19 protein-coding genes and 1 pseudogene are annotated in these 23949 nt (G+C 53.2%); 13 read left to right on the plus strand and 7 right to left on the minus strand.

The genetic code is table 11. The features are described 5' to 3' along the window. Positions 1–68 precede the first annotated feature (68 nt). Positions 69–1264 (plus strand): annotated as a pseudogene (locus BUA49_RS02695) (aspartate aminotransferase family protein). Positions 1265–1363: 99 nt separating this feature from the next. Beyond that, positions 1364–2089 (plus strand): VC0807 family protein, encoded by a 726-nt coding sequence (locus tag BUA49_RS02700; protein ID WP_072795327.1) that lies wholly within the window; start codon positions 1364–1366, stop codon positions 2087–2089. Between the two features lie 129 nt (positions 2090–2218). Here the strand turns inward: BUA49_RS02700 and gyrB are convergent, their stop codons facing one another. From gyrB to dnaA, 5 genes are all read right to left on the minus strand, one after another. Continuing rightward, positions 2219–4633 carry a DNA topoisomerase (ATP-hydrolyzing) subunit B gene (gene gyrB / locus BUA49_RS02705; RefSeq protein ID WP_072795329.1) on the minus strand — a complete coding sequence of 805 codons (2415 nt, stop codon included), beginning with the start codon at positions 4631–4633 and terminating at the stop codon, positions 2219–2221. Between the two features lie 79 nt (positions 4634–4712). After that, positions 4713–5846 carry a DNA replication/repair protein RecF gene (gene recF / locus BUA49_RS02710; protein WP_072795331.1) on the minus strand — a complete coding sequence of 378 codons (1134 nt, stop codon included), beginning with the start codon at positions 5844–5846 and terminating at the stop codon, positions 4713–4715. Positions 5847–5968: 122 nt separating this feature from the next. Then, positions 5969–7240, minus strand: a complete 1272-nt coding sequence (locus BUA49_RS02715; RefSeq protein ID WP_072795333.1) for an ABC1 kinase family protein — start codon at positions 7238–7240, stop codon at positions 5969–5971. Between the two features lie 10 nt (positions 7241–7250). Then, positions 7251–8354 carry a DNA polymerase III subunit beta gene (gene dnaN, locus BUA49_RS02720; protein WP_072795335.1) on the minus strand — a complete coding sequence of 368 codons (1104 nt, stop codon included), beginning with the start codon at positions 8352–8354 and terminating at the stop codon, positions 7251–7253. Positions 8355–8470: 116 nt separating this feature from the next. Further along, positions 8471–9919 carry a chromosomal replication initiator protein DnaA gene (dnaA, locus tag BUA49_RS02725; protein ID WP_407656686.1) on the minus strand — a complete coding sequence of 483 codons (1449 nt, stop codon included), beginning with the start codon at positions 9917–9919 and terminating at the stop codon, positions 8471–8473. Between the two features lie 689 nt (positions 9920–10608). On the opposite strand from dnaA, the gene rpmH reads away from it, so the two are divergent. The 8 genes from rpmH to BUA49_RS02765 all read left to right on the plus strand — a co-directional run bounded on the left by rpmH (position 10609) and on the right by BUA49_RS02765 (position 18139). Then, positions 10609–10743: a 50S ribosomal protein L34 gene (gene rpmH, locus BUA49_RS02730; RefSeq protein WP_008172542.1), complete on the plus strand. Its 135-nt coding sequence runs from the start codon at positions 10609–10611 to the stop codon at positions 10741–10743. A gap of 15 nt (positions 10744–10758) precedes the next feature. Then, complete coding sequence (gene rnpA, locus BUA49_RS02735; RefSeq protein WP_072795339.1) at positions 10759–11169, plus strand: ribonuclease P protein component; 411 nt, start codon at positions 10759–10761, stop codon at positions 11167–11169. Continuing rightward, on the plus strand, positions 11169–11462 hold the full coding sequence (gene yidD, locus BUA49_RS02740) for a membrane protein insertion efficiency factor YidD (protein ID WP_072795341.1): 294 nt from the start codon (positions 11169–11171) through the stop codon (positions 11460–11462). Before rnpA ends, yidD begins: the two co-directional genes overlap by 1 nt. A 4-nt stretch (positions 11463–11466) precedes the next feature. Next, positions 11467–13194 carry a membrane protein insertase YidC gene (yidC, locus tag BUA49_RS02745; RefSeq protein WP_072795343.1) on the plus strand — a complete coding sequence of 576 codons (1728 nt, stop codon included), beginning with the start codon at positions 11467–11469 and terminating at the stop codon, positions 13192–13194. Between the two features lie 93 nt (positions 13195–13287). Continuing rightward, a complete protein-coding gene (gene mnmE / locus BUA49_RS02750) occupies positions 13288–14685 on the plus strand; it encodes a tRNA uridine-5-carboxymethylaminomethyl(34) synthesis GTPase MnmE (RefSeq protein WP_072795345.1) in 1398 nt (465 codons plus the stop codon). 214 nt (positions 14686–14899) lie between these two features. After that, positions 14900–15646, plus strand: coding sequence for a glycosyltransferase family 2 protein (locus BUA49_RS02755; RefSeq protein ID WP_072795347.1), 747 nt, complete (start codon positions 14900–14902; stop codon positions 15644–15646). 1 nt (position 15647) lies between these two features. Then, positions 15648–16316 (plus strand): TVP38/TMEM64 family protein, encoded by a 669-nt coding sequence (locus BUA49_RS02760; RefSeq protein ID WP_072795349.1) that lies wholly within the window; start codon positions 15648–15650, stop codon positions 16314–16316. Further along, positions 16316–18139 carry an ArnT family glycosyltransferase gene (locus BUA49_RS02765; RefSeq protein ID WP_228704385.1) on the plus strand — a complete coding sequence of 608 codons (1824 nt, stop codon included), beginning with the start codon at positions 16316–16318 and terminating at the stop codon, positions 18137–18139. Before BUA49_RS02760 ends, BUA49_RS02765 begins: the two co-directional genes overlap by 1 nt. An 85-nt stretch (positions 18140–18224) precedes the next feature. Here BUA49_RS02765 and BUA49_RS02770 read toward each other — a convergent pair whose 3' ends face one another. Then, entirely contained in the window at positions 18225–18713 is a 489-nt protein-coding gene (locus tag BUA49_RS02770; RefSeq protein WP_228704386.1) for a YchJ family protein, read from the minus strand. 86 nt (positions 18714–18799) lie between these two features. Then, positions 18800–19024: an acyl-CoA dehydrogenase C-terminal domain-containing protein gene (locus tag BUA49_RS17920; RefSeq protein WP_228704387.1), complete on the minus strand. Its 225-nt coding sequence runs from the start codon at positions 19022–19024 to the stop codon at positions 18800–18802. 127 nt (positions 19025–19151) lie between these two features. Between BUA49_RS17920 and BUA49_RS02780 the strand changes: the two genes are divergently transcribed. From BUA49_RS02780 to BUA49_RS02790, 3 genes are read left to right on the plus strand one after another with little or no spacing between them, the layout of a single operon-like run. After that, positions 19152–19667, plus strand: coding sequence for a DUF3833 domain-containing protein (locus BUA49_RS02780; protein WP_228704461.1), 516 nt, complete (start codon positions 19152–19154; stop codon positions 19665–19667). Positions 19668–19705: 38 nt separating this feature from the next. Then, complete coding sequence (locus tag BUA49_RS02785; RefSeq protein ID WP_072795351.1) at positions 19706–20800, plus strand: efflux RND transporter periplasmic adaptor subunit; 1095 nt, start codon at positions 19706–19708, stop codon at positions 20798–20800. 2 nt (positions 20801–20802) lie between these two features. Further along, positions 20803–23949 carry an efflux RND transporter permease subunit gene (locus tag BUA49_RS02790; protein ID WP_072795353.1) on the plus strand — a complete coding sequence of 1049 codons (3147 nt, stop codon included), beginning with the start codon at positions 20803–20805 and terminating at the stop codon, positions 23947–23949.

The raw sequence follows: 23949 nt of genomic DNA on the forward strand, positions 1-23949 counted from the left end.
TCGCGCCACGGTACTCCCTACACTGTTTAATGAAACTGATAAATCAGAGACACAGGGAGAAAGGCAAAGTGAGCAATAAAGAATTGCAGGCACTCAAAGAACGCTATGTTGCAGCCGGTGTGGCAAGCCCTAATGAGCAGTTTGCCGACCACGCAACCAACGCAGAACTGTGGGATGCAGACGGCAAGCGCATGATCGACTTTGCCGGCGGTATCGGTGTACTCAACATCGGTCACCGGCATCCGAAAGTGGTTGAGGCCATAAAAGCCCAACTGGACAAGCTGATGCACACTTGTCAGACCGTCATGCCCTATGAGGGTTATGTGCGTTTGGCACAGAAGCTGAGTGAAGTTGCGCCGGTAAAAGGGCACGCCAAAGTAATGCTGGCAAACTCCGGCGCAGAGGCTCTGGAAAACGCCCTCAAGATTGCTCGTGCAGCCACTGGCCGTACCAACGTAATCTGCTTCGACGGCGGTTATCACGGCCGTACGTTCATGACCATGGCAATGAACGGCAAGGCAGCGCCCTACCAGACGGACTTTGGCCCTATGCCGGGAACCGTCTTCCGCGCGCCTTACCCAGTGTCTTACCACGGCGTAAGCGAAGATGAAGCCCTGCGTGGCCTCATGATGACCATGAAGGCAGATTCACCCGCGAAGCATACCGCAGCCATTGTTATTGAGCCGGTGCTGGGCGAGGGTGGCTTTTACGCGGCTCCGGCCGTACCGGCAAGATGTTTGCCATTGAGCACAGCGGTGTTGAGCCGGACATGATGACCATGGCCAAGAGTATGGCCGACGGCATGCCCATCTCGGCGATTGTCGGAACGGATAAGCACATGGACGCCTCAGGCCCGAATTCGCTGGGTGGCACCTATACCGGCAGCCCCACAGCCTGTGCCGCAGCACTGGCCGTATTTGATGTGTTCAAAGAAGAGGACATTCTGGGCAAGAGCCAGCGCCTCGGGGAGAAGCTGAAATTTTGCTTTGACCAGTGGCAGAAGCAGTTCACTCATGTGGATAATGTCCGCTGTCTCGGCGCCATGGCGGCGTTCGAGCTGGTCGAAAGCAAGGACAGCCACAAGCCCATGCCAGAACTGGCTGCAGCCGTTACCAAAAAGGCCAAGGAAAAGGGCCTGATCCTTCTGAGCTGTGGCATGTACGGGAACACCTTGCGCTTCCTCATGCCGGTCACCATTGAGGATAAGATCCTTGAAGAAGGCTTGGCGATTCTTGAGGAGAGTCTGAAAGAAGCCGGCGCCTGATCTGGAAACCGGTTGTTAAAATGCCGAACCTCCGGGTTCGGTTTTTTTATGGCGTTCGTCGTATACTGCCTCTAGTTGTTTCACAAACCAGGCAGAATCATGACTTCACCGAACACCACGTCAGTGCCCGATCACAAGCCCAGACCCTGGGTTGATCTGCTAGTCAGTATTATCATCCCATCCGTTATCCTGATGAAGTTCAGCGGGGACCAATATCTTGGAAGCGTCAATGCGCTGATCCTGGGCCTGGCATTCCCCCTCAGTTGGGGGCTGTTCGAACTGATTCGCTACGGCAAGAAAAATTTTATAGCGTTACTAGGTCTGGTGAGTGTCGCGCTGACGGGCGGCATTGGTTTACTTGAGCTGGATGCCGGTTGGCTGGCAGTAAAGGAAGCGGCCATTCCCGCAATTATTGGCCTGGCAGTGCTTGTTTCTACACGTACAAAATACCCGTTGGTTCGCACACTTCTCTATAACCCGAACGTACTCGACGTGGGAAAAATCCACGGGGCGCTGGAAGAGAAAGATTGTGTAGGGCAGTTTGAAGAACGCTTGTTGAAAGCCAGCTACTTTTTTGCCGGCACCTTTCTGTTCTCATCCATCATGAACTACGTTCTTGCCCGCTGGATTGTGGTCAGCCCCTCTGGTACTCAGGCTTTTAACGAGGAACTTGGCAGGATGACCCTGGTGAGTTATCCGATGATCGCTATCCCATCCATGGTAATGATGATGCTTATCTTCTACTACCTTTGGAGAACCATACGTCGCCTTACGGGTTTTACGTTGGAAGAGGTGATGGCCCCTCACTTGGCGGAGAAAGAATAAGCTGGATCGTCAGGCTCCGCGTCTGGTAAATAGCGTTATATTCCAAAAACATAGTCGTTTTTTCGGACAAAAAAAAGCGGCCAGAGCAATCATGCTCTGGCCGCTTTTTTTTTACTTATCAGAAATTTATCAGATATCGAGATTGCTCACTGCCAGCGCATTGGTCTGGATAAAGTTTCGACGAGGCTCAACATCGTCACCCATCAGGGTAGTGAAGATCTGGTCTGCCGCTATGGCGTCATCAATCTTCACTTTCATCATGCGGCGGCTTTCAGGATCCATGGTCGTTTCCCACAGCTGGTCCGGGTTCATCTCACCCAAGCCTTTGTAGCGCTGGATGGTCAGGCCTCGCTGGGCCTCTTTCATCAACCAGTTCAGCGCACCCTCGAACGAAAGTATTACCTGTTTACGCTCACCACGCTGAATATAGGCACCTTCTTCAATCAGCCCGTTCAGGGTTTCACCAAGGCGGGCTATTGCCCCATAAGACGGTGAATCGAAGAAATCGTGGTTGAATACGTGCTCGTAAGGAATACCGTGCACGTAGATGGTTACTTTCGGCAGATAGAGCCCTCGCTCAGTATCCTTGGTAACAGAGAAGGTGTACTTGGTTCCCGTGCGAGTATCAACATTCAACCCATCGCCCAGACGGCTGGACCAAGCGGCAACTGTCTCCTCATCCTTCAGGTGTTCCCCCTTCAGAGTATCATTGTGAAGCATCTGCTCCAGTACTTTGGCCGGGTAAGCACGGGACAGGCGATCAATCATCGCCATCACTGCCTGATAGTCCTTAACCATCGTCTCCAGGGCAGAGTCCTTAATAGGTGGCGCTTCGGGGTTCACATACAGCTGTGCACCTTCCAGAGACGTCTGGGTGAGATAAGCTTCTTTTGCCTTCTCATCCTTCAGGTACTGTTCCTGCTTGCCACGTTTGACCTTGTAGAGCGGCGGCATGGCGATAAACACGTGGCCACGCTCAATGATTTCGCGCATCTGACGAAACAGGAAAGTCAGCAGCAGGGTACGAATGTGGGAACCGTCAACGTCCGCATCCGTCATGATAATGATGGAGTGATACCTGAGCTTATCCGGGTTGAACTCTTCCCGGCCAATACCGCAACCCAGAGCAGTGATCAGAGTACCTACTTCTGCGGAGGACAGCATCTTGTCGAAGCGTGCTTTCTCCACGTTCAGAATCTTACCTTTCAGCGGCAGAATTGCCTGGGTTTTGCGATCCCGGCCCTGTTTGGCGCTGCCGCCGGCCGAATCACCCTCCACTATGAACAGTTCGGAGAGGGCGGGGTCTTTCTCTTGGCAGTCTGCCAGTTTTCCGGGCAAGCCTGCGATATCCAACGCACCCTTGCGACGGGTCATATCCCGGGCCTTACGAGCAGCTTCACGAGCCCGTGCAGCTTCGATCATTTTATTGACAATGAGTTTGGCTTCGCTGGGCTGTTCCTGCAGATACGCGGCAAAGTTCTGATAGAGTTCCTGCTCAACCGCTGTTTTCACTTCCGAAGACACAAGTTTGTCTTTGGTTTGCGAAGAAAACTTGGGATCGGGCACTTTCACGCTGATTATCGCCGTAAGGCCTTCCCGGGCATCGTCACCGGAGGTGCTTACCTTGGCTTTCTTTCCCAGGCCTTCATGTTCAATGTAATTGTTCAATGACCGGGTAAGCGCGGCACGGAAGCCTGCCAGGTGTGTGCCTCCATCACGCTGAGGTATGTTGTTGGTGAAGCAGTAGATGTTTTCCTGAAAGGCATCATTCCACTGCATGGACACTTCCACCACAATGCCGTCTTCGCGCTCACGGGTGAAGTGGAAAACCCGGTTGATGGGGGTTTTGTTCGCGTTGAGGTGCTCAACAAATGCCCGCAAGCCTCCATCGTATTGAAAAAGCTCTTCTTTACCACTGCGTTCGTCTGTCAGGCGGATACGCACACCGCTGTTCAGGAACGCCAATTCTCTTATGCGTTTGGCAAGAATGTCATAGTGAAATTCGATGTGGGTGAACGTTTCCGGCGATGGGATAAAGTGAACCCGCGTACCAGAAGCTTCCGTATCACCTACGGCCGCCAAAGGCGCATTGGGCACACCGTGTGTGTAAACCTGCTCAAACACCCGACCATCCCGGCGAACGGTCAAAGTCAGCGTTGAGGACAGCGCGTTTACAACCGAGACGCCAACACCGTGAAGACCACCGGACACCTTATAGGAATTATCATCAAACTTACCCCCGGCGTGGAGTACCGTCATGATAACTTCTGCAGCCGATACACCTTCTTCCTCGTGGAGATCCACAGGAATACCCCGGCCGTTATCCTGAACACTCACCGATTCATCCGGGTGAATGATAATGCTGATTTCGGAGCAGTGACCTGCCAGAGCTTCATCGATGGAGTTATCCACCAGTTCAAACACCATGTGATGCAGGCCGGTACCGTCATCCGTATCGCCAATGTACATTCCTGGCCGTTTTCGCACCGCATCCAGCCCCTTCAGGACTTTGATACTGGTGGAATTGTAGATCGATTCACTCATTAGGAAACTCCTGAAGCGTAAGGGCCGGCGCTTTCCTTAAAGCCGCTTTTCTGCAAGCCAAGGATTTGGTAAGCCGGTTTTATTCTTCCTTCAATTTGCCGTGTTCCACGTGGAACATTCGGTAATCAGGTATCTCGTTACCTTGCCACAATGACTCCGGATCGGGATGTTCAATGGAGGTAATAAATACCTGGCAACCTAATTCCTGTAACTTGCGAGCCAGCATTGTTCTGTGGCTCCCATCCAATTCGGCGTTAATGTCATCAATCAGAAAGCTGACTTGCTTTCCGAGCTCATTCAACACCATGCTTTGGGCAATCTTCATCAGAATAACGAGGGTTTTCTGCTGGCCGCGGGAAAATGTTTCCGCCACCGGCCTTCCCTGAAATCTGATCCGGATGTCCGCACGGTTCGGCCCATAAAGGGTGTGCCCCATACGAGCTTCCTGCTCCCTGTGACGGGCAAGCACGTCTATCAGTGATTGACTGGTATCCCACCCAGGATAAAACTCCAGCTTCAGCCCCTCTGTCCAGCTCACATCCACTTCGTGAACAAGACTGTCGAACGCTCTTTTGAATTGATCAAAGGCAGCTTTCCGGGCTTCGCTTATTCTTTCGCTCAGTGCTGCGTACTGTGTATCCCAGATGCGCAACATGGATTCGTCTAGTCTACCATTTCTCAACGTTTGATTCCGCTGTGATGTGACTCTCTGACACTGCTGCCAGCTTGCTGCGAAGGAAGGTTCCACGTGGAACACTGCCCAATCGAGGAATTGGCGACGTTTTCCTGGACCGCCGGCCACAATGTCGAAGACGCCAGGATCAATAACCGAAACTGGCAAGTGCATTGCAAGAGCAGAAAGGCTGCGCACGCCTTCACCGTCTACCCGAAGCGTGGTTTCCTTCTGGACTACGTCCCGGGAGATTCCTAAACGGTGAGCAAGCGAGTCTGCCGACCGTGTATTACGTTCCCTATCAAACCCGTGATCCAGACCACCGAATACCGTGAATCGTTGTTGCCCGTGTTGAACAACAGCCTGATGGCGATTTATACGGAAGGATCGTCCAAGGCCCAGATAGCCGATAGCCTCAAGCACGCTCGTCTTGCCGCTCCCATTGGCTCCATAAAGTAAATTGAACGAAGGCGAGAACGAAACAGGTTCAGCAGAGGACAGGTTGCGAAAAAACTCGGTATGAAGTTTTACCAGCGCCATATAAAGGACAGCTCGTTGCGGCAGCAAGAGAAATGGAACGTATCCATGAAAAAAGGCAGCATTTCACCGTTTAGTGGAATGCTGCCTTAGTGTACAAAACCACACAGGTGAAGGCGACCGCCTCAGTGAAGCATATTAAGGCGCTCATCCATGAACACATCCATTTCCGGTGCCAGGATATGTACGTAACGGTCAAAATACAGGAACTGTTTCAGTAACAGGGCAAACTCCCGGGGGAAGTGCAGTCCGTGGCTTTCGCCGACCTTAACCATATCCATAAGAATGCCATTCACATCATCTTCTGCCTGATCGGCCTCATAGCGCACGTCATCCGGTACCATTTTATCCATCTGCTGATAAAGCTTGCGCAAGTCCGCCGCAAGATCATCTGCTTTGACAGTATGGCTGGTAATGCCAATACGGATCATAGCCTCGGCCATGCCATCGAAATTCCCAACCATCACCGAAGAAATAAAATCGCTGACCGCTTCCCAGGTATCCGGCCGAATTCTCCCGACAATTCCGAAATCGATAAAACCAACTCGCCCATCCTTAAGTACCATAAGGTTACCGGCGTGCACATCGGCGTGGAAAAACTCACACTGGGTAAGGCTCGAAAACCAAGTGTTCATTGCAGTGATCAGTGTCCGCTCCGGATCCTTTGCGTAACCCCGGATACTTTCAAGATCCGTTAAAGGCACACCGTGGAAGCGTTCCATGGTGAGTATGCGCCGGGTGCTGCAGTGTTCATAAACTTCGGGGACGGTGGCATCTTCGTTATGAGTGTCGTGGAGAAAGTTCCGGAACACCTTCAGGTTGTTCGCTTCCTTTATGAAGTCGCATTCTTCCATCATGGTGCGCTGGATTTCTTCAACGATACCGGAGAGAGATGTCCAGGAAATTTTCGGCGCAAGCGTTTCGAGAATTCGCGCCGAAACGTACAAAAAGTTCAAGTCGGTCAGAAGTATGTTCTCGACGCCCGGTTTCTGAACCTTTATTACAACGTCTTCGCCAGAAATCAGCCGAGCTGCATGCACCTGCGCGATTGAGGCGGAGGCCAGAGCCACCGGGTCAATTTCAGAGAACACCTGATCTATTGGCCGATCCAGCTCCTCGCGGATGATGCGTTTGATCACGCCAAAAGGCAGGTTGGGCGTCCGGTCCAGACAATACTGAAACTCTTCCACGTATTCTTTTGGGAAGAAGGTCGGAGAACTGGCAATGAACTGTCCCAGCTTGATGTACGTTGCACCCAGTGACTCAAACGTCTGGCGCAGGAGCCTCGGGGCAGGGGGGCGGTCACCCCCGACCCATTTGGCACCTGTCCGGCCCAATACAGAAAGTGTTTGTCCAATTCTGAATACGCCTTTGATTCCGTTCGTTACGGTGCCCATCAGTCTTCTCCTATAGCCTCATCGGCATAACCACATAGAGGCAGCGGTTATCATTTTGCGATTCAATCAGTGCGCTGCTGTTTGGATTGGAGAGGGTAATCTTGACCTGATCCTCTTCCAGAGCATTCATTACATCCACCAGATAGCCTACGTTAAAACCAATCTGCAGTGATTCGCCCTGATAATCCACCGGCAGCGCGTCTTCGGCCTGTTCCTGGTCCGGGTTGTTGGCAAACACCTGGAGTTCATTTGTCGCCAGGTTCAGGCGCACACCACGGATATTTTCATGAGAGAGAATGCCGGCTCGCTGAAGCGTGTTCTTCAGAGTGGCACGATCTGCCAGCACTATCTTGTCCCCACCGCGCGGAATCACCCGATTGTAGTCCGGGAACTTGCCCTCAATGAGCTTGGAGGTAAAAGTATAGGATCCAACGGTTGCACGCAGATGGTTATCCCCGATAACCAATGTGACCGGTGTTTCCACATCATCCAGCAAGCGTGAAAGCTCCAGAACGCCCTTACGGGGAACGATGACCTGGCGCGGTTCAGCACAACCCGTATCCAGCTCAACATGAGCCATGGCCAGCCGGTGACCATCAGTTGCTACGGTGCGTACATGATCCTTATCTACTTCCAGCAATAATCCGTTCAGATAATAGCGGACATCCTGCTGCGCCATGGCGAAGGCGGTAGCATCAAACATGCGTCTCAGTTCTTTCTGTGGCAGTTCAAGCCGGAAGCTCTCGGGTTCGTCTTCGACATTCGGGAAATGCTCGGCTGGCAACGTGGAAAGCGTGAAATGGCTCGCACCACACCGTACATGCAGGCGGTCGCCTTCAAGCACCAGTTCTATCGGCGCTTCGTCTCCCAACGCCCGGCAGATGTCGGAAAGCTTGCGGGCCGGTACGGTAATCCTCCCGGGCTGATCCACATGGACAGGTGTCACCCGTCCTACCAGCTCAACCTCCATATTCGTCCCGGTCAAGATCAGTGTATTGTCTTCGGCCACCAGCAGCACATTGGACAGCACCGGCATGGTCTGCTTTTTTTCAACGACACCGGCGATGCTTTGCAACGGTGTGAGCAGGGATTCACGGCTGATCGTCAGTTTCATGTCACTCAGCTTTCTGTTGTTGGAAGGATGAATGGTATTTGTTTGTTACTATTTCAACACGCCACGCGCGATTCTTTTTGTACGATTCCGTGTCCACTCGCTGGAGACTCCCGGATTCAGGTGGTCAGTAGTCTCATAAAGTTCTGATAATCCTCGCGGATGCCCGGATCCGTTCCCTGCAGTTCCACGATTTTCTTACACGCATGCAAGACGGTTGTATGATCACGACCACCAAACGCATCTCCAATTTCCGGCAGACTGTGATTGGTCAGCTCTTTCGAGAGCGACATAGCTACTTGCCGGGGACGGGTGACCACACGAGTTCGCCTTTTGGAATGAAGATCGGCCACCTTTATTTTATAGTACTCGGCCACCGTCCGCTGAATGTTATCAATACTCACCTGTTTTTCATGCAAAGCGAGCAGATCTTTCAGGCTTTCCCTGATAAACGGTGGCGTAATCTCAGACCCTGTGAAGTGAGCATTCGCTATCACTAGTCGAAGCGCGCCCTCCAGCTCTCTTACGTTGGAACGAATTTTCTGGGCAATAAAGAATGCCGCTTCGCTACTGAGTTTTACGTTTACCTGCTCGGCCTTTTTCATCAGGATCGCCACCCGTGTTTCCAGTTCAGGTGGTTCTACCATCACAGTCAGACCCCAACCAAAACGGGATTTAAGGCGCTCCTCCATATCCACAATTTCTTTGGGAAAACGGTCACACGTTACGATCACCTGCTGCCCGCCTTCCAGCAACGCATTAAAAGTGTGAAAAAACTCTTCCTGGGAACGCTCTTTACGGGCGAAAAACTGGATATCATCAATCAACAGTGCATCAACCGACCGGTAATACCGTTTGAATTCACTGATGGCGTTCAGTTGCAGCGCCTTCACCATGTCCGCAACAAACCGCTCCGAGCGCAGATACGCGACCTTTGCATTGGGGTTACGCCGCACAATATCGTTCCCAATGGCGTGCATCAAATGGGTTTTACCCAAGCCGACACCCCCGTACAAAAACAGCGGGTTGTAAGCTCCACCAGGGTTTTCCGCTACCTGCATAGAGGCTGCCCGGGCGAGCTGGTTCGACTTACCCTCAATAAAGGTATCAAAAGTAAACCCTTGATTAAGAAAGCTCTGGTGTTTGATATCGCCTTCTACCTGAGTCTGCCGACGCCCCCCACCATACCCATTACGTTGTGATGGGCGATTGTTGCCTACGGTTGCCGCAACGCCTTTTTCTTCTTCAGTGACTCTGCCACCTGATTCGTCCTTGGCTCGTCTGGTTGACCCTTGCTGAGCCAGTTCCGAACGCAGCACCGGCTCGCTCTCTCGGGGAGCTGACCCCACCTTCATACCGACTCTAGGAGCCTGGCCACCGTTTAATTCCTTGAGAACTTCCTCTATGCGCCGGAGATACTTTTCGTTCACCCAGTCCATGACAAACCGATTAGGAGCAAACAACATCAAATGCCCCTCACGGTGATCGGACTGAAGGGGTCTGAGCCATGTATTGAACTGTTGTGCGGGAAACTCGTCCCGGAGTACTTCAAGACATTGATGCCACATACTGTTCGGCACGACAGTCCGCTCCCGATAACGCATAAATTTCTCAAACCGGACAAGGAGCGTCCGATTCCGAAAGATGACCCGAGATTCTAACCCGCCGGCTCCGCCAGTGAAAGAGTAAACACCACATCATAAACAACCTGTGGAAATTAATATTGTTTTTTATCAGTCTGTTATAGACTTATATACAGGGTTGTGTACAGAAAATTCTTTAAAGGTAAGTTACCCACACACCTATGTGTACAACCGGTCGCCAACTCTGTGCGCAACTCTGGGCTTTTCGGTGGATAACTAAAGCTTTTCCGACTGGCGCAACTTATACACAATCCGTCATAGGCTTATACACAGGACTCAAGGGTGCTTGTACGCAGCTTTGTAAATGCTCCAGGTTACGGATTTATATGCCAGAAACTGGCTTTTCCACAGAAAAAGGCCTGTGTAATAACAGTAATAATAGAGTCTTTAAAAGAATTATAAAAACACCTATTACTACTGTTAGTCTTCAGATCGATCGAGATATTCACGCCCTTTCGCAACCTCCCAGAAGACACAACCTCCCATCGGCATAAGCGCGTACCAATAAACATTGAACCTGCAGCAGAATTTGCATAGAATGCCGCTCCTGTTTTGGTTATTAATTTTTCAACCAACTCCCGAATGTCAAACACACGAATTGTGAGATAATCACCATGAAAAGAACGTTTCAACCAAGCGTCCTGAAGCGTAAGCGCGTTCACGGTTTCCGTGCCCGTATGGCAACTGCCAACGGCCGCAAAGTAATTTCCCGTCGTCGTGCCAAAGGCCGTGCACGTCTGTCTGCGTAATCTGTCGTTCGCCTCGTGAAGGCTTTGAACTTCCCGAAATCGCACCGTCTGTTACGACCAGCCGATTACGGCAAAGTTTTCAACGACGTACAGCTGAAGGTTCCGCACAGGAATTTTCTGATCCTGGCGACTCCGAATAATCTCGGACATGCCAGGATTGGTCTTGTGTTTGCGAAAAAGAACCTGAAGCTGTCGGTACAGCGGAACCGGATCAAACGCCAGGTACGAGAGACTTTCCGGCATCTGCCCGAACTTCCCAGAATGGATATTATTGTTCTGGGGCGTCAAGGGCTTGCTGCTCTGGATAACGAAACGGTTTGCACATCTCTGAATGGACTCTGGCAACGGCTAGCGAAAAAGTATCATCAACTCCCCCAATCGCAACCAGCAGCAGTATCTTCATCTGCCGGTCAGGGAACAGGTTAATGCGTAATTTTCTGCTTCTACCTATCCGCTTCTACCAGTACGCCATCAGCCCTATGATGGCCAGTCATTGCCGCCATTATCCCACCTGCTCACAATACGCTGTGGAAGCCATTTCTCATCACGGTTCACTGAAAGGTCTGTATCTTTCCGTAAAACGCTTGCTGAGATGTCATCCATGGGCTGAAGGTGGTTATGATCCAGTACCTGATACCTTGATATCCGGACCAGAAAAAGTGATCGAATGCTGCTCGCAGACTGACCATTCCTCAATAACAACCCAGACCAGACAGTAACTCTATGGATATTCAACGCATCGTATTATTCTCCGGCCTGGCTGTTGTCAGTTATCTGATGGTACTTGCCTGGAATGATGATTATCACCAGCCAGTCCCTACTGAGCAGGTAACAGAGTCTGCGCGCGTTAAAGCCGACAACAGTTCTGTCGGGTCTGATTCTATGCTGCTTCCGGGTGAATCGTCACAGCAATCAACTGCCACCAACCGTGCAGACGAGGAGTTTGCAACTCCGGAAGGAGGCCAGTCAGTTTCGAGCGTGGCCGGTAACGATCTCAGCGTAAACGATCAGTACATAACGGTTCGAACAGATGTGCTTGATCTCGTTATTGATCGTGTGAGCGGCAATCTTGTCAGAAGCTCTTTGCTTGATTATGACAAGACGCTAAAGGGCAATAAGCCACTGAGGCTGCTTAACAACACCGAAGACCGATTTTATGTACTGGAAAGCGGGCTTATCGGACAGAACGGGCCAGATAGTGCAAAAAATGGCCAGGCGCCCGTCTACAATACCGACGCTACCAGCTACGAGCTTGCGGAAGGCGAAAATGAGCTGACCGTTAACCTTGTACACACTATGGAAAACGGTGTTCGCATAACCAAACGTTATCAGTTTGGTCGCGACAGCTATGAAATTGGCGTGCGTTATCTGATTGATAACCGCTCCAGCGAAAACTGGCAGGCTAATTTTACCGGCAAGATCGTTCGCGACCAGGCAGCGGATCCTACCTCCGGGCCAAGCATGGGTATCAAGGCGTTCCTTGGCCTGGTGACCAGCTCTCCTGAAGATCCTTATGAGAAGTTTGATTTTGGTGATCTGGAAGAAACACGTATCAATCAGACGGTAACCAATGGCTGGATGGCGTTTCTGCAGCACTATTTCCTTACAGCCTGGATACCGGACAGGGACCAGCCGGCACAGTTCCAGACCACTCGCCGTGGCGCATTACATGTAATGGGTTTTGTATATCCGGCAACGACCGTAGCGCCTGGAGAGACCACAGAAATAGGTGCTCGTGCCTATGTTGGCCCGAAAATCATCGACCGTCTTGAAGCGGCAGCACCCAATCTTGATCGCACCGTGGATTTCGGCTGGCTGTTCTTTATTTCATTGCCGTTGTTTTTCGTTCTGGATTGGTTCCATGGCCTTTTAGGCAACTGGGGCGTTTCCATTATCCTGCTGACAGTGTTGGTCAAAGGCCTGTTTTTCAAACTTTCTGCCACCAGCTACCGCTCCATGGGGCGTATGCGAGCGGTTGCTCCGCAGCTCACCAGGCTGAAAGAGCTTTACGGTGATGATCGACAGCGTATGTCTCAGGAAATGATGGCGCTGTACAAGAAGGAGAAGATCAATCCGCTGGGGGGGTGTTTGCCTATTCTGGTTCAGATGCCAGTGTTCATCTCCCTATACTGGGTGCTGTTTGAAAGTGTTCAGCTTCGTCATGCGCCTTTCATGCTGTGGATTCATGACCTGTCGGTTATGGACCCTTACTTCATACTGCCGATCCTGATGGGCGCCAGTATGATGTTGCAGATGCACCTGAACCCGACTCCACCGGATCCGATGCAGGCCAAGATTATGAAGCTGATGCCAGTGGTCTTTACAATCTTCTTCCTCTGGTTCCCAGCCGGTCTGGTACTCTACTGGTTGGTGAACAACATTCTGTCGATCAGCCAGCAGTGGTACATTACCCGCAAGATTGAAGCAGAAATGGCCGATAGAAAACACTGATCCAGTGATCAGTCAGGTATCTGGTAAAGGCTCCGTAATGGGGCCTTTACTGTTTAAGGAATGCAAAAAACTGCCATGTAAGAGGCACATGTGATGACCCAGAGCCCTGGAACTCTCCACGCTCCCCACACCCCCGAGACCATAGCTGCCATAGCCACGGCTCCCGGTCAGGCCGGAGTGGGTATCGTCCGGGTATCCGGTCCACTGGCAAAGGTCATTGCTGCTGCTATGTTGGGGTATACGCCGAAGCCCCGATACGCACATTACGGGGCATTTCTCGATCAAAAGGACGAGATCATTGATGAAGGAATTGGTCTGTTCTTCCCGAACCCCTATTCTTTTACTGGCGAAGATGTATTTGAGCTGCAGGGTCACGGTGGTACCGTAATTCTGGATTTACTGCTGCGGGAAGTGTGCAGCCTGGGAGCCCGTCTGGCACGTCCCGGGGAGTTTTCTGAAAGGGCCTTCCTCAATGACAAGCTGGATCTGGCGCAGGCGGAAGCTATTGCTGATTTGATTGAAAGCAGTTCAGAGCAAGCCGCCCGTTGTGCCGTGCGTTCCATGCAGGGCGTATTCTCTCGCCGCATCGACGACTTGGTAGACGCGGTGACACACCTTCGCATATACGTGGAAGCAGCCATCGATTTCCCCGAGGAAGAGATCGATTTTCTGGCCGATGGCAAAGTAGCCGGGGATCTGGAGGAGCTGCTGGACCGTCTTAACACCATTCTGGCGGAAGCCCAGCAAGGCACGATTCTGCGTGACGGTATGAAGGTGGTTATTGGCGGGCGGCCCAACGCCGGTAAATCCAGCCTGCTGAATGCCCTTGCTGGTCGCGAAGCGGCTATAGTAACGGCCATAGAAGGCACGACCCGGGATGTCTTAAGGGAACATATTCATATCGATGGTATGCCACTGCACATAATTGACACCGCCGGGCTGCGGGATAGCCCCGACGAAGTGGAACAGATAGGAATCGCCCGTGCCTGGGATGAAATCCGCCAGGCAGACCGTATCCTGCTTATGGTGGATGCGACTACCACCGATAAAACCGAACCGCATGAGATCTGGCCGGATTTTATCGACCAGTTGCCTGCCAAGGCACCGATTACCGTCATTCGTAACAAGGTGGATCTCTCCGGTGAAACCATTGGTATTACCGCCGAACCACAACTGGCGGCCCCGGTTATCCGGCTTGCGGCCAAATCTGCGGAAGGCCTTGAGATCTTGCGTGACCATCTGAAACAATGCATGGGCTTTGCCAGCACCACCGAGGGTGGTTTTCTTGCTCGCCGCCGGCATCTCGATGCTCTGGAACGCGCCCAGGATTCCCTGTTGCAAGGACAAAGCCAGCTGGAAGGCTATGGTGCCGGTGAACTTCTGGCGGAGGACCTGCGGGCAGCACAGGATGCTCTGGGAGAAATTACCGGTCATCTGACCCCGGATGACTTGCTGGGTAAGATCTTCAGCAGCTTCTGTATTGGCAAGTAGTCCTGGAAGAACCGGTTCTACTTTGCCTCTCCCTGATACATTCCCTGCATTTTTACACAGGCTTGCTAAGCTGTGTATCGACGCTTTGTGGTTGTCGTCAGATTTTCATTAATTTTTTTAAGGCTTTCTTAAGCTCTCTGGGCCACAATATCGCGCTCCAAAAAAAGACATCAAACCCAGTTAGTGAAGGTACCCCGGTCAAGGTTGCGTCAATATGGATTCAGAAACATCTTTATCTGTTGTGATTCCAGTGATGAACGAGGAAGACAGCATCGGTAAACTGATTACCGAGATATACTCAGCGTTGCATGACTACCCCCGTTTTGAAATCGTGGTAGTGGATGATGGCAGTAGCGACCAGACCCTTGTCATGGCGCTTGCTACGGCAAAATCCCTGGAGTGTCCACTTCAGACAGTTCGCCATGAGCGCAATGCCGGACAGAGTTGTGCTGTAAAAACCGGTGTGAGGTACGCCCATGGTGATTGGATTGTGACTATCGATGGTGATGGTCAGAATGATCCAGCCGATATTCCCGCCATGGTGCGACGGGCAGAAGCCATTGATGCCGATGATTTCTGCATAGCAGGTTACCGCAAGAACCGCAAAGACACCGCCTGGAAACGTTTTCAGTCGCGGCTGGCGAACCGGGTACGGAATGCCCTGCTGCATGACGGCGTTCCCGACACAGGTTGCGGTCTGAAACTGTTACCCAGGGACACTTTTCTTAAACTACCCTGGTTCAACCATGGTCATCGCTTTATCCCGGCTCTGGTTAGAGCGGTTGGTGGGGTAGTTGATATTGTTGAAGTGAATCACCGGCATCGCGAACAGGGCGTTTCAAAATACTCTGCATGGAACCGGGCCTGGGTCGGCATTGTTGATCTGATGGGGGTGATGTGGCTGATACGCCGCACGCCGGTTATTCGTATCAGCGAACATCATGACACGAGCCAGTCCTGATATGAAAAGCTGGCTCAAGCCACTTTCATTTGTACTATTGGCAATGGCCGGAGCGTTGGCTATCAGCCAGGGCTGGCTTGACCTTCTGGCGGATCAGAAGCAGTTTGCCAATTATCTTCACAGTCATGGTCTGATGGGTGTTCTGCTGATTACTGCTGGCAGTGCTGTGTACACTGGGCTGGGAGCACCAAGGCAACTGCTTGCGTTCGTATTTGGTTTTGCCATGGGTACAGTCATGGGGACAGTTTTCTCCACTCTGGTGACCACCCTGGGCGCTGCGGGTTGTTTTTACACCGCTCGATTTCTGCTCAGACCCACGCTGACCAAGCGATTTGAGCGGAGGATGACGGCCTTTGACCGCGCCATTGCGCTTGATCCGCTGTTAAAGATCATGCTTATCCGGTTACTGCCTGTAGGCAGCAACCTGCTCACAAACCTTCTGGCTGGTGCCTCCGGTATCCGGGTATTGCCATTCCTCATTGGCAGCACTCTGGGTTATCTTCCCCAAATGCTGATCTTCGCGCTGGCCGGCGCCGGTATCGGCAACGCCAACGAATATCCATTGTTGTTGGGTGCTGCCCTTTTCCTTATTGTTGCAACAATTGGTGGTGTGCTTTACCGCAACCGGAGAATACGAAACCTTTCTGACCCTTTATCTGAAGAATTCTGATGCATCCTATGTCTGTGTCCCGCCTTCTTGATGATCTTGTCCACCGGATAACCCATTTATCGGAGCGGCAGCTTTTCCTGTTGCTGATGGCGTTTGCCGCGCTTATGGTTTTTATGGGAATCGGCTTCCGCTCCCCCTGGCCGGCGGATGAACCCCGTTTTGCAGAAGTAGCCCGGGAAATGGTGGACTCGGGACAGTGGCTGATTCCTATGCGGGGTAGCGAGTACTATCCCGACAAGCCGCCAGTTTTCATGTGGGTTATTGCTTTTTTCTACTGGCTGACGGGCAATCTTAAAATTGCTTTCCTGCTGCCCAATGCCCTGTGTGGTTTGCTGACCACCGCACTGGTGTTCGATCTGGGCCGCAGGCTCTGGAACCCACGTACTGGTGCTATCGCCGTTGCTTTGCTGTTCCTCGCCCCCCAGTTTCTGATTCAGGCCAAGAGAGCCCAAATCGACGGTATGGTCGCCTGCTGGATAACCATCGCCTGCTACGGTTTGCTGAGACACTTTTTCGAGCGACCCTCTTGGGGCTGGTATTTTACTGCCTGGGGCTTTATGGGGCTGGGCATCATTACCAAGGGTGTCGGATTCCTGCCTATCTTCATGTTCCTGCCAATACTGGCACTCGCGATCAAAGACCGTAACCGGTTTGCTGGTGCACTTACATGGCGCTGCGCTGCTGGCCCACTGGTGATGCTCCTCGTCGCTGCTGCCTGGCTGGTGCCCATGGTGATGTATGTCGACAGTGTTGGCACCGATGCCGCACTCGCCTATCGGGACAATATACTGTTCAAACAGACGGGTGAGCGATATGCCAATTCCTGGGGGCATTTGCAGCCCTGGTACTACTTTATCGTCAGTGTGATTCCGGCACTCTGGTTTCCGCTTCCCTTGCTGATCCTGGCAGCCTGGCGCCCATTTGTTCAGCGTTTGCGCCAGCAGCCGGAACTTATTGTACTGTTTGTCTGGGTCATTCTGGTTGTGGTGTTTTTCAGTCTCAGCCCCGGTAAGCGTGGCGTTTATATATTACCCGCGTTGCCGATGTTTGCGCTTGGAATTGCTGTGATCCTGGACAGCTTGCCAGGACTTCGGGAAGGCACGGCCACCTGGTTCGGGCCGTTAATGACAGCGCTACACGGCGTAATGGTGGTGGCTCTGATTGCGGTCGGAATTCTGGCGTTAACCGATCACCCAAAGCTCGTGGACAAATTCAGCGATTACAGCCGGGATCCTGCCCGCCTCCATGCAGCTGGAAGCTTCTTTCTGACCTTCGGCATTCTGTGGTTGGTGTCGTTGGTTATATTCTGGCGCAGTCACGCCATATCTCGCTGGTTCCTGGCGTTAATGGCTGGCTGGCTGCTGTTTTCCACCTGGGGGTATAGCATCATGGAACCCCTGCGTACGCCAAGGAATATACTCGCCGCTGCAGAGCAGAGGCTGCCCCCCGATGCGGAACTGGGCCTGCTTCGTTTCAGTGAACAGTTCATCCTGTTTTCCCGGCTCGATGTAACCCAATTCAGCTATTTCAGCAGCGAGCAGGAGATGGAACGTAATGCCTGGCGGTGGATGAACGAGGGTGCCGAACGGTATTTGCTTGTAGAGAATGGCCTGGAGCTCGCCTGTTTCGGTTATGAGGGCGCTCCCAAACTCGGTGTTGCCCACCGGGATGCATGGTACCTCCTTGGCCCCGACCAGCAAAAAGCCTCATGCCAGGCACCCGTCAAACGGCAAGAGTTTACAACTCCGTTTCCGTGCCGTGAGAGCACTCACTTGTGCAAAGGCGTTCCCAGTGAGCCTGACCGAGGAACAAGCCCTAATTAACGAAAAAAGGGAAGTACTATGTACTTCCCTTTTTTGTTTGTGGTCCCGGATTTATCAACAGGTTTTCTGACACTTCCTGAACGGATTATCCGGGCTTCGGAAGAACGGCGCCGCCTCGCAGGCAACAGGCTTTGAACTTCTTGCCGCTGCCACAGGGGCAGGGTTCATTGCGCCCGGGTTTCAGGACGCCCTCGTGGGGTTGGCCCTGCAAGTAATACCAGCGGCCGTCTTCCCGCACAAAATCTGAGTTTTCCTGCAGATAACCCCACCCGGAATCAAGCCGATAAATAGCCTGAAAGTGCACCTGACCGGTGTCGCCAGTTTCTTCGCTATCAAGGATCCGAAGCGAAACCCAGTCCGGTGAATCGCCCAGATTCAACGCTGTTGGCCGGGTACTGATGTGCCAACTGGCGCGCAGGTAGTCCTCAAGTTTCAGCACAAACGCGGTGAAGCGCGAGCGCATCAGCGCTTCGGGCGTGGGAGCTGTTTCGCCGGCATGGTAGCGCTTGCAGCAATCGGCGTAGCGGCTCTGGCTGCCACAGGGGCAGTATGGGATAGTAGTTTGCTCAGGCATTGATCTGTGGTGTTTGCGTCAGGGGTTTGTGTCTGCAGTATAACAACCGCACTCAGACACAAAAGGATTGATTCAAACCATGTCTATTATCCGGTGAAGGCCATATCGTCCGCACTCAGCTGCATCAGGTTTTTACTGTGGCTCATCATGCTGCCGGCGTGGGCCCTGGGCAGCAGTCGTTCGTAATAGAATTCCGCAGTGGCCAGCTTGGCTTTATAGAAGGCCTCCGATTCATCGCCCCCTTTATCCAGACGATCCGCCGGAGCCATCAGTTGATCGAAGAACCCACTTTTGGCGTATTCAATTAACATTGGTGAACTGTGAATGATGATGGAGTCTCTCAACGAAGGACTCTTATGGAGAACCCCGATGGATAGTGTAAAAAACATGCAAAACCTGTGTTCTTTAATTCCCCAAGGCGGCCGGCGCTCTATACTCATGCTGATAGCGGCTTTAGCGCTGTTGAGTGGCTGTTCCGGGCCTGGGCTGACTGATTATGCAGAGCGCGGCCCGAAGCTGATCCCGGAGCAGTTTTTCAGTGGTGAACTTACGGCTCGTGGTGTGGTCAAGGACATTTCCGGGGAAGTCATTCGCACCTTTGATGCGGATATCTCTGCGTCCTGGGACAGCGCCGGAGTGGGCACTCTGGACGAAGAGTTCCGCTTTGATGATGGCGAAGTGCAAACCCGTGTCTGGACTTTGACGCCATCAGACTCCGCCGACAGTTACCACGCCAATGCGGGGGACGTGGTTGAGCCGGGAACCATGCGCTGGAGCGGTAATGCCATTCATATGAATTATGTGCTCCGGGTTGCTTATGGCGACGGCACTCTTGATGTGCGCATGGACGACTGGATGTACTTGATTACGCCTGACACCCTGATCAATCAAACCACCATGAGCAAGTGGGGGATTGACGTTGGGGAGATTGTTCTGGTTATCCAGAAACGTTAAAGAATATCTAATCAAACCTGACGGGCACTGGAAGATCTATGTTGAAGCAATGGTTGATTGGGCTGGTAATGGTTGTCATCGCAGCAGGGGCTGCGTTTACCTACCGTTCAATGGATAGTGACAAGGCGGCACAAAGCGATCGCGAACGGCCTGCCAGTGTCGTCAATACACGGACACCCGAGCTTGATACCGTGCGTGATGTGGTCAAGGCGGTTGGTAACCTCAAGGCTCTGGACGCGGTGGAGTTGACCACTGAAATCAGTGGGCGCGCTGTGGCACTTAATCTCAAAACCGGTCGTAGGGTAGAGCAGGGCGATGTCCTTCTGCGACTGGATGATCGCCAGGCGCGGGCTGATCTCAAGGTTATTGCGGCCCAGTTAGCCGATGCCCGGCGAAAGTTGGAGCGCGCCCGGAGTCTCCGCTCCAACAACAGTATTTCCCAGGCCCAGGTGGATGAACTGCTTACGGCAGTTGACGTGGCCGAAGCCCAGCGTCAGGCCGCTCAGGTACGTCTGGAAAACCATCGGATTGAAGCACCGTTTGCCGGCGTTGTCGGGCTAAGTGATATCAGTATCGGTGCCTATGTTACCGCCGGTACGACCGTCACCACGCTCGATAACACGGAGCGCATGGAACTCAACTTTGCCATTCCCGAACGGTTCCTGGGGCAGGTCGGCCTGGGCCAGCAGGTAGGTGGTACTTCGCCCGCTTTTCCTGATACCCGTTTTTCCGGAGAACTCGCCGAGCTGGGCACCCGCATTAACGAACTCAGCCGGACTCTCCCGGTGCGGGCTCTGCTCGATAATTCCGATGGCAAACTGCGTCCCGGACAGTTTATCTCAGCAACGTTGACCCTGCGGGAACGGCAAGCACTGGTGATTCCCGAGCAGGCGGTCATGATCCGTGGCGATGAACAGTATGTGTTTGTCGCTGAGGATGGTATCGCGCGGCGCATTTCGGTGGTGCTTGGCTCCCGGATGCCCGGCCGGGTGGAAGTGGCCGAGGGCCTGGCTCTGGAGGATGCTGTGATCGTTACCGGACAGGACCGTCTAAGCAGTGGTAATCGCGTCCGGGTAGTGGATGAGGACAATGCCATACCGGATAACCGCTTTGCCCTGCCCACGGAGTCTTGACCGTGATTCTTTCAGATATCTCCATCAAGCGACCCGTCTTTGCAACGGTTCTCAGTCTGCTGATTGTGGTGTTCGGCCTGGCAGCCCTGCTGGGCCTGCCAGTTCGCGAGTACCCGGACATTGATCCGCCCGTGGTGTCTATTTCCACTGATTACACGGGTGCAGCAGCAGAGGTGGTGGATACCCAGATTACCCAGGTGATCGAAGGGGCCATCAGCGGAATTGAAGGTATCCGCTCTATTGAGTCGTCCACCGAGCAGGGTGAATCCCGCACCAGTATTGAGTTTTCCACATCCCGGGATGTGGATATTGCGGCGAATGATGTACGCGATGCCGTTTCCCGGGTCGCTAACCAGCTGCCCGAAGAAGCGGACCCGTCGGTAGTGCGCAAAGCGGATTCTGATGCCCGCCCAATGATGTGGGTAACACTGCGCAGTGACGTCTGGGACAGCGCCGAACTGAGCGATTTTGCAGATCGCGTTCTGGCTGACCGTTTGTCCGTTCTGGATGGGGTCGCAGATGTCCGAATCGGCGGTGAACGACGTTATGCCATCCGGGTCTGGCTCGACAGAGAAAGACTGGCGGCCAGAAACATCACGGTGGCGGAAGTGGAAAGAGCTCTGCGCGCCAACAATGTGGAGTTGCCCGCCGGCTCAGTCGATTCTTCTACACGGAACTTCACGGTGCGGGCCGAAGGCCGGTTATCCACAGTGGAAGAATTCCGCGAGCTGGTCATCCGACGAAACGACAACGACTTGCTGCGTCTGGGCGAGGTTGCCAATGTTCAGATGGGGGTGGAATCCGACGTCAGCCGCCTTCGTGCCAACGGCCAGACAGCCATCGGCATGGGTATTATCCGCCAGTCCAAGGCCAATACGGTCGCTGTGTCTGACGGAGTTCAGGCGGAGCTGGAGAAAATCCGGGAAACCCTGCCGCCAGAAGTGACGATCGCTGAGAGCTATGATGAGTCCATCTTTATCCGGGCTTCAATCAAGGAAGTGGTCGTCACGCTTGCGATTGCTGTGTCTCTGGTAATTCTGGTGATTTTCCTTTTTCTACGTTCCTGGCGTGCCACCCTGATTCCGGCCGTTACTATTCCGGTCTCTGTCATCGGTGCTTTTATTGGCCTGGGATTCCTGGGCTTTTCGATCAACGTGTTGACGCTGCTGGCCGTGATTCTGGCCATTGGTTTGGTTGTAGACGATGCCATCGTCATGCTGGAAAACATCCAACGCCGAATTGACGATGGTGAGCCGCCGTTGCTGGCTTCTTATCGCGGCGCCAAGCAAGTAGCTTTCGCGGTTATTGCCACTACTTTGACGCTGGTGGCGGTGTTTGTGCCCATTTCGTTCATGGGAGGCAATATTGGCCGCCTGTTTGCAGAATTTGGCTTCACGCTCGCCGCTGCCGTGGTGGTGTCCAGCCTGGTTGCGCTGACCCTCGCGCCCATGCTGTGTTCGAAATGGCTCAGGCATAGCCCGGAGTCGCTAGAGGGCCATCGCCTGTGGGCGGCCAGCGAAAAAGTTTTGAACGGCCTGACCCGAGGATACCAGCGGCTGTTGCGCTTCTCCCTGAATCAGCCGGGCCTGTTACTCGGCCTGGGCATGGTGGGGTTGATCGTAACGGCGGTGATTTATCCAAAGCTGCCTCAGGAGCTTGCGCCTACGGAAGATCGTGGCGTTATCATCATGCCTGCCAGTGCTCCCCGGGGTGCGACCGTGGAGTTCACCGATCATTATGTACGCAAAGCGGAAGAACAGCTGTTGCCCTATCTCGAGTCCGGCGTAGCGAATCGTCTGCTCTCAATCGTCGGTTTCCGGGATGAAGAAGACAATGCCTTCATGATTATGGGCCTGGCACCCTGGGAAGAGCGGGACATCAAGCAACAGCAGATCACAAGCGAGCTTCGGGGCAAACTGAGTCAGGTTTCTGGTATCCGGATTGTGGCTGTGAATCCTCCGGGGCTGGGACAGAGAGGGTTCAGCCAGCCTGTGGAGTTTGTTGTTGCCGGCCCGGACTACGAATCGGTTCAGGCCTGGAGTCAGGAAATCGTTGAGCGGGCCAAGGAAAACCCGGATCTGCTGAACCTGGAAACTGACTTTGAACTGACCCGGCCGGAACTGCGCCTGAACATTGATCGCGAACGGGCGGCAGACCTGGACATTACCGTTGAAGATGTCGGCCTGACCTTGCAAACCATGCTCGCGTCCCGGCAGGTGACGACGTATCTGGATCGTGGTCGCGAATATGATGTAATCGTACAGGCGGCGGATGCTGACCGTGCCACGCCGGCCGACCTGGGCCAGATTTTTCTGCGACCGAGAGAGGGCGGCACCCTCATTCCCCTTCAGGCCCTGGTATCAGTCGATGAAATTGGCGCTAATCCGGATTTACGGCGGATCGACCGCCTTCCGGCTGTGGTCATAAGTGCCTCCCTGGCGGATGGCTATGACCTGGGCTCGGCGCTGACCTACCTGAACAACCTGGCGGTGGATAACCTGCCACCGGAAGCGCGGGTGAGCTACCAGGGTTTGTCCCGGGAATTCCAGGAATCCTCATCTGCAATCTACGTGACCTTTGCCCTGGCTTTTGTGATTGTGTTCCTGGTGCTGGCGGCCCAGTTCGAAAGCTGGATTCACCCACTGATCATTATGCTTCCGGTACCTCTGGCCGTAACCGGCGCATTGTTGGCTCTGTGGTGGAGTGGCATCAGCCTGAACATATACAGCCAGATCGGCATCATCATGCTGCTTGGGCTGATGGCAAAGAACGGTATATTGATTGTTGAGTTCGCCAATCAGCTCCGGGACAAGGGTTACGAAGTGAAGGACGCTATCCTCGAGGGCGCCAGCCTGCGTTTCCGGCCTGTATTGATGACTACCATATCCACCGTCTTCGGTGCGGTGCCATTGGTCATTGCTACGGGTGCTGGCGCGGAAAGCCGCGCGGCTATTGGTATGGTTATTCTCGGTGGGCTGATTTTCGCCACCACCCTGACGCTGTTTATTATTCCCGTGCTGTACAATCTGCTGGCAAGGTTTGCCAAATCCGCTAACGCAGTAGAGCGGGAACTGGAGCGCCAGGCAACTGGAAGTGCTGGCGGGGCGGGAATGGCGATTGCGCCAAGCAAACAGGCCGACGATTTCTGA

It is taken from the genome of Marinobacter antarcticus, assembly GCF_900142385.1.
Lineage (GTDB): Bacteria > Pseudomonadota > Gammaproteobacteria > Pseudomonadales > Oleiphilaceae > Marinobacter > Marinobacter antarcticus.

What these genes read in the sequence shown, in the direction of transcription:
- BUA49_RS02700 (WP_072795327.1), top strand. Translation starts at nt 1,364, where the DNA reads ATGACTTCACCGAACACCACGTCAGTGCCCGATCACAAGCCCAGACCC.
- gyrB (WP_072795329.1), bottom strand. Translation starts at nt 4,633, where the DNA reads ATGAGTGAATCGATCTACAATTCCACCAGTATCAAAGTCCTGAAGGGG.
- recF (WP_072795331.1), bottom strand. Translation starts at nt 5,846, where the DNA reads ATGGCGCTGGTAAAACTTCATACCGAGTTTTTTCGCAACCTGTCCTCT.
- BUA49_RS02715 (WP_072795333.1), bottom strand. Translation starts at nt 7,240, where the DNA reads ATGGGCACCGTAACGAACGGAATCAAAGGCGTATTCAGAATTGGACAA.
- dnaN (WP_072795335.1), bottom strand. Translation starts at nt 8,354, where the DNA reads ATGAAACTGACGATCAGCCGTGAATCCCTGCTCACACCGTTGCAAAGC.
- dnaA (WP_407656686.1), bottom strand. Translation starts at nt 9,919, where the DNA reads ATGTGGCATCAATGTCTTGAAGTACTCCGGGACGAGTTTCCCGCACAA.
- rpmH (WP_008172542.1), top strand. Translation starts at nt 10,609, where the DNA reads ATGAAAAGAACGTTTCAACCAAGCGTCCTGAAGCGTAAGCGCGTTCAC.
- yidD (WP_072795341.1), top strand. Translation starts at nt 11,169, where the DNA reads ATGCGTAATTTTCTGCTTCTACCTATCCGCTTCTACCAGTACGCCATC.
- yidC (WP_072795343.1), top strand. Translation starts at nt 11,467, where the DNA reads ATGGATATTCAACGCATCGTATTATTCTCCGGCCTGGCTGTTGTCAGT.
- mnmE (WP_072795345.1), top strand. Translation starts at nt 13,288, where the DNA reads ATGACCCAGAGCCCTGGAACTCTCCACGCTCCCCACACCCCCGAGACC.
- BUA49_RS02755 (WP_072795347.1), top strand. Translation starts at nt 14,900, where the DNA reads ATGGATTCAGAAACATCTTTATCTGTTGTGATTCCAGTGATGAACGAG.
- BUA49_RS02760 (WP_072795349.1), top strand. Translation starts at nt 15,648, where the DNA reads ATGAAAAGCTGGCTCAAGCCACTTTCATTTGTACTATTGGCAATGGCC.
- BUA49_RS02765 (WP_228704385.1), top strand. Translation starts at nt 16,316, where the DNA reads ATGCATCCTATGTCTGTGTCCCGCCTTCTTGATGATCTTGTCCACCGG.
- BUA49_RS02770 (WP_228704386.1), bottom strand. Translation starts at nt 18,713, where the DNA reads ATGCCTGAGCAAACTACTATCCCATACTGCCCCTGTGGCAGCCAGAGC.
- BUA49_RS17920 (WP_228704387.1), bottom strand. Translation starts at nt 19,024, where the DNA reads ATGTTAATTGAATACGCCAAAAGTGGGTTCTTCGATCAACTGATGGCT.
- BUA49_RS02780 (WP_228704461.1), top strand. Translation starts at nt 19,152, where the DNA reads ATGCTGATAGCGGCTTTAGCGCTGTTGAGTGGCTGTTCCGGGCCTGGG.
- BUA49_RS02785 (WP_072795351.1), top strand. Translation starts at nt 19,706, where the DNA reads ATGTTGAAGCAATGGTTGATTGGGCTGGTAATGGTTGTCATCGCAGCA.